Here is a 14,995-nt window from a genome sequence, read left to right on the forward strand (position 1 = left end):
TCCTAAAACTACATAATCTATACATAAAAGTATAACATAAAGTAATACTATGAAGTCAACAAACACTGATTTTTTGATATTTTTTAAGTTATTTTAATGTTTACTCAAATTTGTATACATTTCTCGAAATTTATTCTATAATATAAATAGTCATAATTTTTGTACATTAAGGAGGCCAAAGCATGAGGAACAAAAAACTTAAGCTAAAAAAACAATCATTTAAGCCAAAAGAAGACGACCTTAACGAAAAAAGTAAAAATAAAAAATTTAATTTTGCTTTAAATAGTATCCAGACTAAAATAACTCTTGCTCTAGTAGCACTGATCATAATTATCTGCGTCGTTCAAGGTATTATTTCTTACAATAATGCAAAAAATTCATTGATAAAAACCACAGAAGACACTCTACCTAAAATAGCAGAAGATGCTGCAAATTTAATAGATACTAGATTAAATGCACAAATTTCTTTTCTGGAAACAGTTGGAAAACTAGAACAACTAGCTAATAAGGATATCCCTTGGGAAGAAAAGACAGCACTTCTAAAAAAAGAAGCAGAACGTTTAGGATACATAGATATAGGAATAGCAGATCCTATTGGACATTTAAAACTCATCAGCGGAAAAGAGTATAATGTATGGGAAGAAGAATATTACAAAGAAGCTAGAAAAGGCAATAGCTATATAACAGAACCTTTCATAGATAAAAACACAAATACACAACAAATAGCTATAGCAGTACCTTTAAAATCTAACAATGTAACAACAGGAGTCATAATTGCCTTTGGCAAAGCGGAAATATTCAATGAAATAACCTCTAACATTACCTTTGCCAAAACTGGATATGCTTTCATCCTCAATAAAGATGGTTCAATCATAGCCCATCCAAATAGCAAGTATGTAGAAACTGAAGAACTTGATCTAAAAACTATTGAAAAAGATAAAAACTTAATAGGCTTAAAAAATTTAATGGAAAAAATGGTTGCTGGAAAATCAGGAATATATAAATATGAATTTCAAAATACGGCTAAATACGCTGCATTTTATCCAGTGAAAACTACTGGATGGTCAGTAGCAGTTACAGCTCCCGAAAATGAAGTATTGGGAAGTTTAAATAGCTTAAGAATAAAAACATTCATCACAACTTTAATATCTTTAATTCTGGGAATAATCTTTTCATTTTTAATCACTGGATTTGTAGCAAAACCAATTACAGCTATAACAAATACTGCAAACGATGTGGCTAATTTAAATCTAAAAATTAATATGTCAGAAAAATATTTAAAAAGAAAAGATGAAATTGGCACATTAAGTATTTCATTTCAAACAATAATTGAAAATTTAAGAAAGTTTACAAAAGAAATAAATGAATCATCTGAACAAGTTGCAGCTGCAGCAGAAGAACTAACTGCTACAACAGAACAATCTGCATTAGTTTCAGAAAGTATAGCAGACTCATCTTACAACATTGCAGAAAGTTCTGACCATCAATTACAAGAAGTAGTAAGCGTTGTAGAGTCTATTGAAAAAGTATCTAATCAAATTGATGAAGTTGTAGGACATGCTAGAGAAATTTCAGATTTAAGCAAAAATATTTCTCAAAATAGTGACGTGGGTAAAAATAAAATTCAAGAAGTTATATATAAAATGGACGAAATAGACAAAAGTACAATTGAAGTCCAAAATTCATTATTTGAAATAACTCGTAGTTCTAACAAAATGAATGATATAATAAAAGTAATTCAAGATATAGCTGAACAGACAAATTTACTTGCTTTAAATGCAGCTATTGAAGCTGCAAGGGCTGGTGAATACGGGAGAGGCTTCTCTGTTGTTGCAGATGAAATAAGAAAATTAGCCGAAGAAACAAGAAAATCTACTGAAGCAGTTAACAATATTATAAATGAAAATAAAAATACCATTGACAAAACAAATGTATCTATGAATTCTAATAACAAAAATGTGAAAAATGGCAAAATAAGCGTTGAAGAAGCTAAAGAAACCTTTAATCAAATTTTAGACCTCATAGATGAAATAAATATAAAAATAAAAGAAACTGTTGAAGCTATAGACAATGTAGCTAACGAAAATATAAATCTAAAATCAAAAGCAAGTTCAATAGAAGAAATGAGTAAGGAAGTATCTAGCCAAATACAAAATATTTCTGCCGCCACAGAAGAACAAACAGCTTCTATGGAAGAAATAGCATCATCAAGCCATAGTTTATCTAAATTATCTGAAGAACTACAATCTTTAGTAATGAGTATCAAATATTAAATATTAAAAGCCCACCTAGGTGGGCTTTTAATATTTAATACTCATTATGATATCCTTTGAAGTCTCAACTCTTCCACTATTCTTAACCACATCTTTAACCATATCCATATTGGTTATGACTACCGGTGTTATAGGAGATTTTTTCATAGACTTTATAAAATCTATATCAAACTCCATCAATAGATCTCCTTTTTTTACTTTGGCATTTTCGCTAGTAATTCTTTTAAAGCCTTCACCTTTCAATTCTACCGTATCTAAACCAATATGAATCAATATTTCTAAACCCTCGCAAGTTCTAATGCCAATAGCATGATTAGTTGGAAACAAACTCACTATTTCTCCATCAACAGGTGAGAATACCAACCCATCGCTAGGTTCTATAGCTACACCATCTCCAATCATTTTTTCAGAAAAAACAGCATCTGGTACATCTTCTATACTTATTATCTCACCACTTACAGGAGCACCTATTTCAATTATTTTATCTTTCTTTAAAAAATTAAACATTTATATCCACCCTTTGCTTATTTTTCAATTTTAAACTCTTCTACAATTTCTTTTGTACCTTTTAAATGGTCAGACACAACTTCAAAATTTTTCCTTGCTAATCCAACAAAGAGAATGTCTACTACTGTAAGCTGTGCTATTCTAGATGCAATAGCTCCTACTCTTAAATTTTGTTCTATACCACCAACATACAATTTTATATCAGATACATTACTAACTGGATTGTCTCCATACTTAGTTATAGAAATAGTTGTAGCACCTTTCATATTAGCCATATCCATAGCTTTAAATATCTCCAATGTTTTTCCACTATGAGAAATACCTACAGCAACATCATCTTTTTGAATGTTTACAGAAGTTGATAACTGTGTATGACTGTCTAAATACATAAAAGCATTTCTGTTTATCCTCATAAGTTTATATTGAAAATCCATAGCAACCAATCCTGAAGCACCTATTCCATATAAATAAATATTATTTGCCTTGTCTAGTGCATTTATGGCTTTTTCAACTTCATAGCTATCCAATAGTTCCAAAGTATTTTCTATAGACTTAATATTCCCAGAAGATATTTTGTTTATAACAGCTTGAATACTATCATCTACAGATACATCTTCATAGACAATATCTTTATTTTTTTCAGAATCCGCTACATCCTTTGCAAGTTCAATCTTAAATTCCTTAAATCCATCAAAACCCATTTTTCTGCAAAATCTCACTATACTTGACGAACTTGTATTGCATGAATTAGCCAACTCATGTATAGACATATTATAAACCTTGTGGGAATTATCTAAAATACAGTTTGCAATTTTTTGTTCTGAATTAGTAAGTTGGTCTTTCATTTCATTGATTTTCAAAACTACGCTCATATCAATCCTCCACCATATAAAAGCTAAACTTTTCCCCTGGCTTTAACATTTCAATCAATATATTGCCTTCACTAGCATCCCCTACTACATTTACCCTATCATCAATATCAAAATCTTTTTTCAATATTTGCAATTCGCCTTCATATCTTTTATATTTTTCATTATCTATTGTAACAAAATACTTCTTTCTTGGCAAAATATTGTTGTTAGGTATTATTTTTCCTGATTTTATGAGCCTAGATTCTTGGGACCTTACAACAAACTCTCCTGGATCCATACGATTTGTATGTGTACTGTTTAATATTTCTAATTCAGTCTTTGATAAATCCTTGCTAAATCTTATTGGGATAACAGTTTCATCATCTTTAATACAATTTAGACTTTTCATCTCATCTTCTGAAGCCATTGCATCTCCTATAACAATAAAATCAATACCTAATCTCTGTAAATGTTGAGCAGATACTAAAGGTTTCGCATTTCTATGCATTTCTAGTGTTGGAAGTCCTTCGTATACAGGACCTCTTCTTTTATATTGAGAAGGTATAAAAGCCATAGTCTTTATACCATATTGTTTAAAAATACTATTTTTTTCAATTAATAAGTCTTCAGATATTCCTGTATCTTTTCTAGGATAAAAATTATGACATGCATTTATTTTATCTATTCTTCCACCATAACTTATAAATTTCTCTATATCTTGCTTCACAAAAGTAGTAGCGTTTACAGTTATACCAAAACTATAATTTTGAGTCATTTGAGCTATCTCTTCTAATGTAAATCCATAATCTAATCTTAAATAATCTATATTGTATTTTTTTATATCTAAACTATCAAAATAATTTTTTGAAATATCAACCATAGTTAAAAATCCCAATTTAGAAGCATGCTCCAAAATCTTTTCAAAATCTTTTTTAAAGCTTTCATTTGTTTCAGGGATATGAGCCGAAGTAAATATAGTATTTAAACCTAAGCTATAAGCCCTATTCATGTATTCAATTATTTCTTCTATGTTATTTTCCATTCCAGCATAAACAGATATTCCAAACAAAACATCACCTCATTTAAGATAACATAAGGTGCTGAATTCAGCACCTTATGTTATAATTTTGCAAATAATTAAAATCTTACTACTCAACAGGATCTTTAAATCCTAACAACATTGTTGCAATAAATCCACCAATATAAGCACCTAAAATTCCCAATAGATAATGTCCAACATGACCTGGTTCAATTAGTATTGCTAGTGGTATCCCAGAAATACCCATATTCACAGCTCCTACTTTTAAAGTGGCTACTATTGCTCCACCTACTGCTCCACCAATACAAGCACCTAAAAATGGTTTCCCAAGTGGCAATGTAACACCATAAATCAATGGTTCTCCTACTCCAAGTATCCCTACTGGAAGAGCATTAGCAACAGTTTTCTTTAATCTTTCATTTTTAGTCTTTACAAGCACTGCAATACTTGCTCCTACTTGGCCTGCTCCTGCCATAGCTAAAATTGGAAGCAATGTAGTGACTCCAGTTCTTTGAAGTAAATCTGCATGTATTGGAGTTAATCCTTGATGTAATCCTGTCATTACCAATGGCAAGAAAGTCCCACCTAATATAGCTCCAGTTAATGCTCCACCCTTATCAATTGCTCCTGTCACAGCAGCACCTATACCATCAGAAATAAGTCCACCTAGTGGTTGCAACACAAGTACTGAAGCAAATCCTGAAATCAATATGGTCAAAAGTGGAGTCAAAACCAATTCAACGGATTCTGGCATTGCTTTTCTTATTTTCTTCTCAATAAATGATGCAAACCATACTACCAACAATACTGCAAATATTCCACCACGCCCTGGTATAAGTGCTTTGCCAAACAACTCTACATCAGCTAATCCAGGTGATATAGTTATACCTGCCATCAATCCACCAATTGCTGGTGAACCTCCAAATACCTTTGCTGCATTCATACCTACCATTATTGCCATGTAACCAAAAACTGCTCCTGAAAACACTCCCAATAGTCCAGTTATAGTTGGATTTATTCCTGCAGTCTTTAGTATATTATTAATCCCCATTATAAGTCCTGAACCAATAAATGCTGGAATCAAAGGTATAAAAATATTTGAAATCTTTTTCAAAAAGTCACTTCCTGGAGCCTTGTATTGTTCTTTTACTTGGGCTTTAACGGCTTCAGCATTTCCAAATTGCTCTGCATCAACTACTTTTATATTTGTTGTATCTTTGATATGATCTGAAACTTTTGCTGCAGTCCCTGGCCCTACAACAACTTGAATTTGATTTCCTGATTCTACTACGCCCATAACTCCTTCTACTTTTTGCAATTTCCCCTTGTCTAATTTAGACATATCTTTTAAAGTAATTCTTAATCTAGTCATGCAATTTTCAAAGCCTAAAATGTTTTCCTCGCCACCAATATTGTCAAGGATACCCTTGGCCATGTTGCCAATTTTTTCACTCATTTTGCAGCCCCCTTTTTATTTTATTTAGAAATTGCTTGTTCAATGGCTTTACTTAAATAGCCATTGTTTTCTTTTAGAATATCTTTACCTTTTTCAAGGTTGAGACCAGTTTTAATCAAAAGAATTGCCAATTTCACATCATAGTCAGTTTCTTCTAAAACCTGTGATGCTTTTTCTTTTGATACTCCTGTTGCTTGACATACTATTTTTTTAGTTCTTTCAACTAACTTTTGATTTTGAGCTTTCAAATCTACCATAAGATTTTCATATACTTTTCCTAATTTCACCATAGTTCCTGTAGATAACATATTTAAAACCATCTTCTGAGCAGTTCCAGCCTTAAGCCTTGTAGATCCAGATATTACTTCAGGACCAACTATAGGATTTATAGATAATTTAGCTGTATTTGATAAAATAGAATTTGGGTTGCAAGTTACTGCAATAGTGAAACTTCCTAACTCATTTGCATACTCTAATGCTCCAATTGTATAAGGTGTCCTTCCACTAGCAGCAAGTCCAACCAATACATCTTTAGAAGAAAAGTTGATTTCTTTCAAATCCCTAATGGCATAATCTTTATTGTCTTCCGCCCCTTCTACCGCTTCAAATATTGCTTTATTCCCTCCAGCAATTAATCCTTGTACCAAGTAGGTTCTACCCCAAAAGTTGGAGGACATTCCGAAGCATCCAAAATCCCAATCCTACCACTAGTACCTGCACCTATATAGATAAGTCTTCCACCATCACTTAACTTTTCTGCAATAATATCAATAGCTTTTGCTATATTGGGAATTTCCTTTTCTACAGCATAAGCAATCTTTTTATCTTCATCATTAATCATCTTAACCATTTCAACTGTAGATACTCTATCAATGTTGCTAGTATTTTTATTTATTCCCTCTGTTACTAACTCTTCTAAATTTATCATCTTGATCACCTTTCTTCTATATACCTTTTGGATTACTTTTATTATATCATCTCTGAAATTTTATTTCAACGCATTATTTAAAATTCGAAACTTTATTTCATTCATATGCAAAACATAACCCACTTTGACAAGTGGGCATTTGTATTAATCGTTTTTCATTTTGACTTTCATCAATAAATCTTTATCTTTTTCTACTTCTCCATCCATTTTTTCTATAGACTCTACATTTCTCCTATTGGTTATAACTACTGGAGTCAAAATGGACTTATTTTTTGATTTCAATAAGCTTAAATCAGCTTCTAACAATAAATCTCCAGCTTTTACTTTGTCATTGAGCTCTACATATCTTTTGAATCCTTCACCTTTTAACTTTAAAGTATCTATCCCAATATGTATAAGCAATTCCAAGCCACTTTCTGAACTGACAACTAAACAATGGTTAGCATTATAAACACTTGTTATCTCTCCATCAAAAGGTGCAACAATTTTCCCATCTGTAAGTTCTATTGCCAATCCATCACCAGCTATTTTCTTTGAAAAAGTCTCATCTGGAACTTCTTCAATTGGCACAACTTTACCTGTGGCTGGAGACAATATTTCTATGTTCTTGTCCCTTTTAAAAAATCTTATCATGATACCACCCTTTCAAAAATATTCAATTATTTATACCCAATAATATCACAATAATCACTGTTTGTTTATTATTTTTTATTTAACCATTTACATGCTCATTATCCAATTCTCCAGATCCATATCGAATTCTGAAGGTTTCCCCTCAAATTTCACATATTTCTATATACTTTTTTATAGGAATTTTATAATCAAAGTCAACAGTCCATTTATTAAGAATAGAAGTGCCTTCTCTTTCATAAATAGTTTTTGAAATTATATAACCTAATACATATACATTGATTTTATATATCAAATTGTAATCTGGATTTTCATTTTTTATTGACAACAAAGCCCTATTTAAAATATTGAAATGCTCTTTGTAAAATAATATCTCTCTATGAGTCAATGTGCCTACAGGATCATCTCTGACAAAATCAGTTCCATGCTCAACTAAAGAAGCTATTCCTTCTTCCAAAAGTCTTCCCAAAGTATCATATAGTGCTTTCTTGGGATAAAAACTCATCTTTAATATTAATGTAACTTTTTTCCCTATAGGAACTTGTCTAGCATGATAGAACTCATGAGCAAGTATTTTCTCAAATTCATCTATATTTCCTATGTATTTTATGAAATTTATATATACATTTTTAGTAAATATAGCAAAACCACCATCTACGCCACCAGCATACAATACTATATTGGGATCTACTTTTATAGATTCCGGAATATATTTGTATATCTGTTTAAGTACATTTTCAAAGATAATATCCTCATTTTTTTTAATGAACTGGAGATTTTTTTTAACTTCTTCTATATTGTCTTTTAAAATATAAAATTCATATGGATCTTTATAATTTTCATCTTCAACAACTTTTCTCAATTCTTCTTCTATTGTCAGACTATTAGTTTTTCTTCTCAACTCTTTTTCGTGTTTTAAAAACAACTTTCCTTCTTTAGAAGAAAGATATTTTTTTAACTTTTTATCGTCAAATTTGTCATCTTCTAAAATATTTAAAATATATTCGACCCCATCAACAAATATTTCCACATTATTCCTCCTCATTCTCCCTTGTATTCTATCTAATTATACTATTAATAAAAGAGAGGTATGCAGAAGTTAGATATTTTCTAACCATTTTTTCAAATCATCTATTTTTGCCATTGTTTCATTATATCCTTGCATATATAAAGCATCTAGTTTAGAAATATCTCTTTCTAGTCTATCTACATCAAATTTTTTTACAGGTCTAAGCACGAAAACTTTACCTTTTTTTTCAAGTTCTTGAATTTTATTTAATGCAGAATTGTATCTAATATGTCTAGTTTTAATTGCTTCAACTACTTTAGGATACTTTCTGGAAAGTCTTTTTATTGCAAAATTTATTCTCTGAGGTTCTTTTCTATATCCCTTGTTTCTTGTAAGTACAACTACATTATACTGATTCCCATCTTCAATAGATTTATTTATAGGAATAGAATCTGAAATACCACCATCATAATAAAATTCTCCATTTATTTCTACAGGAGGTGAAATGATAGGTAAACTACTAGAAGCTCTTAAAACCACTTCCATGTATTCCACTGGGTCAAAATCATTTTTTTCAAAATATACAGCTTTCCCAGTTTTACAACTAGTAGCACATGCCTTAAATATAGTCTCGGATTTCTTAAAAGTTTCATAATCAAAAGGTACTACTTTATTTGGAAGACTGTCATATAGATAGTTCATATTGAAATAACTTCTATCTTTAAGCCAATGCCTAAATCCGGAAAATTCCTTATCTTTGACATGTTCAACAAATACTTTTCTATTCCTTTCCCTTTGCTCCGCCACAAAATTAGCTCCATTGCTTGCTCCTGCTGATACACCTATTACATAAGGAAATTTTATATTTGAATCCATAAAAGCATCCAATACTCCCGATGTATAAGCCCCTCTCATTCCTCCACCTTCAAGAACTAGTCCTACATTTTTATCTGCCATTCTATCACCTTCTTTATTTTCCTATTTTATATATTGTTATAGTTTAATTATATATGATTCCAGAATTTTCACAAACCCTTAATTGAAAATATTTCTATTGTTCAATATTTGGACTTTTACCCGCAAATATTGTTTTTTCACCTTTAAAAGTTAAAATTCATATTATAAATGTGAAAGGAGACTTTCCTGTTATATTTTCAAATAATGGATATGCTAGAATGAGCTTTTTTACGGATAAATTTAAGCCTAAGGATATTATAGGAAAATCAGTAATAATACATCAAAACCCTGATGATTATAGAACACAGCCTACTGGAAATGCTGGGAAGAGGATGGCTTGTGGAGTGATCAAATTTACTTCCTATTAAATATAGTTTCATGTATTACATGCTTCTTTATGTCTATTGCTTTTTTAGGGCATAGTTCATGACAACAAAAGCATCTGATGCAGCGTTTCAAATCCACTTCTGGTTTCCCTTTTGACATATCAATAGCCTTTGGTGGACAATTCTGGGCACATATACCGCAAGAAACACATATATTGTGGTTGAATACAGGACGCGGTCTAAAATTATTTAAAATCCAATTTTCCATAAATTTAGGGACTCTTCCCCCAACAAAATTTACATTAGCTGAAACTGGTAGTTTAAACTGTTTTATATCTATATCTTGTGGCTTTAAGCCTACAAATTCTATATCATTTATATCAACACTAAAAATATTCCTCTCTTTAACTACTCTAAGAATAGGTATAGACAATGGATCTATACCTATTATCTTTGATGCTGCAGTATCTAATGCATAAGGATTTTCTGAAGCAAATATAAGACCTACAAATCTTTTATCCCCAGAAGAAGGCCCATCTCCTTCCATTCCTTCTATACCATCTATAATTGACAAATCTGGTCTCACATACTCACAAATATCAACTATTGCATTGGCAAAATTCTCTATATTGTTCATTTTGAAATGATATTCTGCTTTTGTCACTCCTGGTATTGTACCATAGAGATTTTTTATTGCTCCTGTATAAGTCATCATAGCATGAGTTTTAAGTTTAGCAGCAGAAACAACAAAATCAACTTCATCAAAAGCTTTGACGATTTTCATGTTTTTAAGCATTTTTGCCTCATCATTTTTCACTTCTACAAAAGATGTATCAAAATTGAGTTCACAACCCGTTCTTTTTTGAACATCAAACATTCCAGTAGACTTATATACGGCCATTAAAGATTTTTCATTAAAAGGTCCTCCAGGACTGTCACCAACAATTACTTTACAACCTAGTTGTTGAAAATATCTGACTATAGATTCAACAACAGTCGGATGAGTAGTTACTGCATCATCAGGTGAATTTTTCTTAAGTAGATTCGCCTTAACTAACACCTTACTGCCTGTCCTCACTTTGGGCTTTATATTTTCCATACTATCTAAACATTCAAATATCTTTTTCTCTACCAATTCATAATCATAGCTTTCACAACTTAAAATACATACCTTTTCCAAAAAAACTCCCCCTAGCCTGAAATATTAGTTATAGTTCTTACTTTAGTTTATATATACCATACGTCTTTGTAATAGGATCCATAAATATTGGCAATTTAGGTGGATAAAAAGTGAAAACTATAAATGCAAAACCTAAAACAATAAAAATAATCAATCCAATTGTTTCACTGGTTCTAGAAAACTTTTTCTTAATCATGCTACTACTTATCCATTGGCAAAAAATAGCTCCTAGTACATAAGAAGAAATATCTACCCACAAAATACTTCTTTTAATTATAGCAGTATAGCTATAAAAAACCCCTATAATTGTAGCTTCTAAAACGACAATTCCCAGTGCCTTTCCTAATAAAAAACTATTCACATATCTATTGATAGCTGGATATTCAATTAACGAAAAAAATATCAGCGACCAATATCCTAATTTTAAATGTTCCCAAACACTTTCATTTATCGAACTTATGACTCCTACAAAAGTTAAATTGTTTGACCATTCGTATGTAAAATGTAACAATGAACCTACAATTATCATCCAAAATACACCCACAATTTCCCATTTGTTTATTTTCTTATCTCCATAATAGTACATCTTTTTTTCTCCTTTTTTAATTTTACATATTATATAATTCCACATATTTATATAAAAATCCTTTCAATATTTAAATTTATTTAGTAAAAAGTAAAAGGGCCTAGGCCCTTTTACTTTATCAATTTTGACAATATCTTAAATTCCGGTGTACCTGCTTTTTTCAACAAATCAAAAATAACTGTTTCTGTATTGGTTATTACAGCTCCCATATCTGTCATTAAAGATAAACCATTTAGATAATTCTCCTTTTCTCTTGAACAGACTCCATCTCCCACTATAAATACATCATATCCATCAGAAAGCAAATCCCTTGCTGTCTGGAAAACACATATATGAGTCTCCATCCCTGATATTATAACTTTCTTTCTACCAGTAGATTGAATATACTTCTTTACATCTTCTGTATATGCTGAAAACTCAACTTTCTCAAATCTCTCCCCATTTTTAAGGACTTCTTCCAATTCAGGAACGGTGTTTCCTAAGCCCTTTGGATATTGTTCTGTATATATAATAGGCATATTTAGTTCTTCTGCTGCCGAAATCAATATCTTTGTCTTTTCTATCACTTTTTCCGCATATTTCATTGGCTTAACTAATCTATCCTGAATATCAATAATAAGTAAAACTGTGTCTTCTCTGTCAAGAATGTATTTATTCATTTATATATCTCTCCTTTTATCTTTCTTTTGTAATCATTATAATATATTTATACTAAATTTGAAAATATCTCGTTTCAATAATTCTATATTTCTAGTATAATATATCTATATTAAATTCAATTGACGATAGAGAAGCTCCTACTAAGGGGCTTTGTTCTAATTGGTGATAAAAATGTGCTATGTATATATATTAAAGTGTTCTGACAATACCTTATATACAGGTTGGACAGTTGATCTTCATAAGAGATTAAAAACTCATTCCAGTGGAAAAGGTGCAAAATATACAAGAGGTAGACTTCCTGTAAAACTTGTATATTTTGAAAAATATGAAGATAAGATATCTGCCCAAAAAAGAGAATATGAAATAAAACAAATGACAAGAAAAGAAAAGCTTGAATTAATAGGGCTTTTCCCTTAAATATATTATAAACCATCCTGTAAGTACAATGCCTTTAAATATACTGCTTATGCTTATACTCCACCATACTCCATTTAACCCTAGAGATGTCTTTGAAAGTAACAAGGCAGAAGGTATACGAAGAGCATTAAATACAATTCCAACAACAGATGGTGGAATTGTTCTACCTAAACCATTGAAAGCTCCTCCTGTCGTTATCTCTATGCACATAAAAAATTGAGAAAGTCCTAATATTCTTAAATAGGTTGTCCCCAATTTTATGGCTTCACTATCATCTGGAATAAAAATTCTAAATACAGGTGTAGCACCAAATATAAGCAAACACGTTGCAAATATACCAATAATACTTACAAGTCCTATAGCTTTTCTATATCCTTCATGAATTCTATCCCATCTATCAGCCCCATAGTTTTGTCCCACAAACGCAGAAAGAGCAGTAGAAAATCCTCCTGCTGTCATCCATGATATAGATTCTATTTGTGAACCAACATTCTGTACTGCTATAGGAGTAGAGCCCCATTGAGCCAATATTTTTGCTATAACCATAGACATAAAAGCAAAAATTCCATTTTGCAATGCTGCTGGAAACCCTAATTTAAATATAGTTTTTATATATTTTGATTCAGGAATTTCAAACAAATTCAAACCAGAGAACAAATCCAATTTATCTGTATTTACCTTTATAAAAATAAGAGTGACAACAAATTGGGAAATAATTGTAGCTAATGCAGCTCCTTTCACTCCCATTTCAGGAAATGGTCCAAGACCTAAAATCATCAGTGGATCTAATATCATATTAGTTATAAGTCCAACTGCAGTTATTCTAAATGGAGTAGAACTATTCCCTGCACCATTAAAAATCCCTGCAAACACTGGATTCAAAAAGAAAAACACCATTCCAATAGATACTATAGTTAAATAATCTACAGCCATTTCCGCTACTTCAACATCTTCAAGATTAAAAAAACCTATAAGCTGACGTCTAAAAACTATCAAAAATATGGAGTACAATAGTCCAATGATTATATCCAATTGAATTGAATGTAGTACATATTTTCTAGCAGATTTCATATCTTCTTTTCCATAAGATTGTGCAACTCCTACTTCAGCACCTATTTTAGGTATCAAAAATATAGATGCTCCAATCCACGTAAAAAATCCAGCAGTACCTGCTGCTGCCACTTCTTTGGTCCCTGCTCTGCCAAGCCATGCCATATCCGTCATACTATATGCCATTTCAACAAATGATGTTCCCATAATTGGAAGGGCAAGTTTTACAAGTGCTTCTGTTATATTTCCTCCTGTCAATCTACTATTTTCCGCCATACTCTTCTCTCCTTGTCTATACATACTATAAAAATTTTTAGTATTTCGTATCTCTAACAATTCTACTATATAAAAAAATATCCTTCAAGATGTTTAAAGGATATTTTTTGTGTTGCTATATATCTATTATCTCTACATCAGGACTCAATTTATATATTAAATCTTTTCTCTCAACTATTATATCAATTTTTTTATAAAGCTCTTCATCTTCCTTAATTGCTTTCAATAAATTTTTATTGGGGTTTATGGCTATAGGGTTTGCTACCATCCTAAGCATTGACAAATCTCCTGCAGTATCTCCATAAGAATAACTTTTATTTAAATCCACATCAAATCTAGATACAAATTCGTCAATGGTCCTCTGTTTATTTTCAGAATCCCACATTCTTATAATTTCTCCAGTAAAATTGTTGTTTTCATCTACTATATACTCACTACCTCTATATTCAGTTACGCCATACTTTTTAGCCATTTTCTCTACCAAAAAATCAGGACTCCCTGATATGAAAAATACCTTATGACCATTGTTTTTATGCCATTCTATTCTAGATCTAGTATATTTATAAACTAGATCTCCATTTATTTTTATTACCTGATTAGCTATAAAATCTATATAATCTTTATTTACACCTTTAAGTTCCCTTACATAAAATTCAGCCAATTCCTCTAAATAATCCTCAAAATCTCCATATCTCTTTTCCCATTCATAATAAGTATGTTTCACATGATTGTGCCATATAGCTGGATCTATGACCTCATATTTAATTAATTTCTTAAAATGTTGTATCATAAGAGAGTTTCTATAAAGGGTACCATCTATATCGAAAAATGCTCCAACATTTTCCACCTC

General features: G+C 30.9%; 17 protein-coding genes. 3 read left to right on the plus strand and 14 right to left on the minus strand.

Annotated elements, in window-relative coordinates; all coding sequences use genetic code 11:
• The first annotated feature begins 182 nt into the window (after positions 1 to 182).
• Positions 183 to 2,273, plus strand: a complete 2,091-nt coding sequence (locus ACFWUA_RS00575) for a methyl-accepting chemotaxis protein (protein WP_416198239.1) — start codon at positions 183 to 185, stop codon at positions 2,271 to 2,273.
• A 27-nt stretch (positions 2,274 to 2,300) separates the two neighbouring features.
• Here the strand turns inward: ACFWUA_RS00575 and ACFWUA_RS00580 are convergent, their stop codons facing one another.
• The 9 genes from ACFWUA_RS00580 to ACFWUA_RS00620 form a co-directional block, all read right to left on the minus strand.
• Positions 2,301 to 2,780: a PTS sugar transporter subunit IIA gene (locus ACFWUA_RS00580; protein WP_416198240.1), complete on the minus strand. Its 480-nt coding sequence runs from the start codon at positions 2,778 to 2,780 to the stop codon at positions 2,301 to 2,303.
• A 17-nt stretch (positions 2,781 to 2,797) separates the two neighbouring features.
• Positions 2,798 to 3,652, minus strand: a complete 855-nt coding sequence (locus ACFWUA_RS00585; protein ID WP_416198241.1) for a MurR/RpiR family transcriptional regulator — start codon at positions 3,650 to 3,652, stop codon at positions 2,798 to 2,800.
• 1 nt (position 3,653) lies between these two features.
• On the minus strand, positions 3,654 to 4,700 hold the full coding sequence (locus ACFWUA_RS00590) for a MupG family TIM beta-alpha barrel fold protein (RefSeq protein WP_416198242.1): 1,047 nt from the start codon (positions 4,698 to 4,700) through the stop codon (positions 3,654 to 3,656).
• Between the two features lie 79 nt (positions 4,701 to 4,779).
• On the minus strand, positions 4,780 to 6,126 hold the full coding sequence (locus tag ACFWUA_RS00595; protein WP_416198243.1) for a PTS transporter subunit EIIC: 1,347 nt from the start codon (positions 6,124 to 6,126) through the stop codon (positions 4,780 to 4,782).
• A gap of 20 nt (positions 6,127 to 6,146) precedes the next feature.
• Positions 6,147 to 6,773: an N-acetylmuramic acid 6-phosphate etherase gene (locus ACFWUA_RS00600; protein WP_416198244.1), complete on the minus strand. Its 627-nt coding sequence runs from the start codon at positions 6,771 to 6,773 to the stop codon at positions 6,147 to 6,149.
• A complete protein-coding gene (locus ACFWUA_RS00605) occupies positions 6,758 to 7,054 on the minus strand; it encodes a hypothetical protein (protein ID WP_416198245.1) in 297 nt (98 codons plus the stop codon). Before ACFWUA_RS00605 ends, ACFWUA_RS00600 begins: the two co-directional genes overlap by 16 nt.
• A gap of 144 nt (positions 7,055 to 7,198) precedes the next feature.
• Entirely contained in the window at positions 7,199 to 7,687 is a 489-nt protein-coding gene (locus tag ACFWUA_RS00610; RefSeq protein WP_416198246.1) for a PTS sugar transporter subunit IIA, read from the minus strand.
• Between the two features lie 142 nt (positions 7,688 to 7,829).
• Positions 7,830 to 8,714 (minus strand): DUF5700 domain-containing putative Zn-dependent protease, encoded by an 885-nt coding sequence (locus tag ACFWUA_RS00615; RefSeq protein ID WP_416198247.1) that lies wholly within the window; start codon positions 8,712 to 8,714, stop codon positions 7,830 to 7,832.
• Positions 8,715 to 8,783: 69 nt separating this feature from the next.
• Complete coding sequence (locus ACFWUA_RS00620) at positions 8,784 to 9,650, minus strand: patatin-like phospholipase family protein (RefSeq protein WP_416198248.1); 867 nt, start codon at positions 9,648 to 9,650, stop codon at positions 8,784 to 8,786.
• Between the two features lie 170 nt (positions 9,651 to 9,820).
• On the opposite strand from ACFWUA_RS00620, the gene ACFWUA_RS00625 reads away from it, so the two are divergent.
• The gene (locus ACFWUA_RS00625) at positions 9,821 to 10,018 is read left to right on the plus strand and encodes a superoxide dismutase family protein (RefSeq protein WP_416198249.1); all 198 of its coding nucleotides are present in this window, start codon (positions 9,821 to 9,823) and stop codon (positions 10,016 to 10,018) included.
• Here the strand turns inward: ACFWUA_RS00625 and ACFWUA_RS00630 are convergent.
• From ACFWUA_RS00630 to ACFWUA_RS00640, 3 genes are all read right to left on the minus strand, one after another.
• Complete coding sequence (locus tag ACFWUA_RS00630) at positions 10,005 to 11,156, minus strand: DUF362 domain-containing protein (RefSeq protein ID WP_416198250.1); 1,152 nt, start codon at positions 11,154 to 11,156, stop codon at positions 10,005 to 10,007. The genes ACFWUA_RS00625 and ACFWUA_RS00630 overlap by 14 nt on opposite strands.
• A 37-nt stretch (positions 11,157 to 11,193) precedes the next feature.
• The gene (locus ACFWUA_RS00635) at positions 11,194 to 11,742 is read right to left on the minus strand and encodes a DUF6512 family protein (RefSeq protein WP_416198251.1); all 549 of its coding nucleotides are present in this window, start codon (positions 11,740 to 11,742) and stop codon (positions 11,194 to 11,196) included.
• A gap of 110 nt (positions 11,743 to 11,852) precedes the next feature.
• The gene (locus ACFWUA_RS00640; RefSeq protein WP_416198252.1) at positions 11,853 to 12,401 is read right to left on the minus strand and encodes an isochorismatase family protein; all 549 of its coding nucleotides are present in this window, start codon (positions 12,399 to 12,401) and stop codon (positions 11,853 to 11,855) included.
• Positions 12,402 to 12,573: 172 nt separating this feature from the next.
• On the opposite strand from ACFWUA_RS00640, the gene ACFWUA_RS00645 reads away from it, so the two are divergent.
• Entirely contained in the window at positions 12,574 to 12,819 is a 246-nt protein-coding gene (locus ACFWUA_RS00645; RefSeq protein WP_072743995.1) for a GIY-YIG nuclease family protein, read from the plus strand.
• On the opposite strand, the gene ACFWUA_RS00650 is transcribed toward ACFWUA_RS00645, so the two are convergent.
• The gene (locus ACFWUA_RS00650; protein ID WP_416198253.1) at positions 12,799 to 14,145 is read right to left on the minus strand and encodes an MATE family efflux transporter; all 1,347 of its coding nucleotides are present in this window, start codon (positions 14,143 to 14,145) and stop codon (positions 12,799 to 12,801) included. The genes ACFWUA_RS00645 and ACFWUA_RS00650 overlap by 21 nt on opposite strands.
• Before the next feature lie 115 nt (positions 14,146 to 14,260).
• Positions 14,261 to 14,992, minus strand: coding sequence for an HAD family hydrolase (locus ACFWUA_RS00655; protein WP_352405109.1), 732 nt, complete (start codon positions 14,990 to 14,992; stop codon positions 14,261 to 14,263).
• Positions 14,993 to 14,995: the final 3 nt, after the last annotated feature.

The sequence above is a fragment of the Sporanaerobacter sp. genome (assembly GCF_047830725.1).
Taxonomy (GTDB): domain Bacteria; phylum Bacillota; class Clostridia; order Tissierellales; family Sporanaerobacteraceae; genus Sporanaerobacter.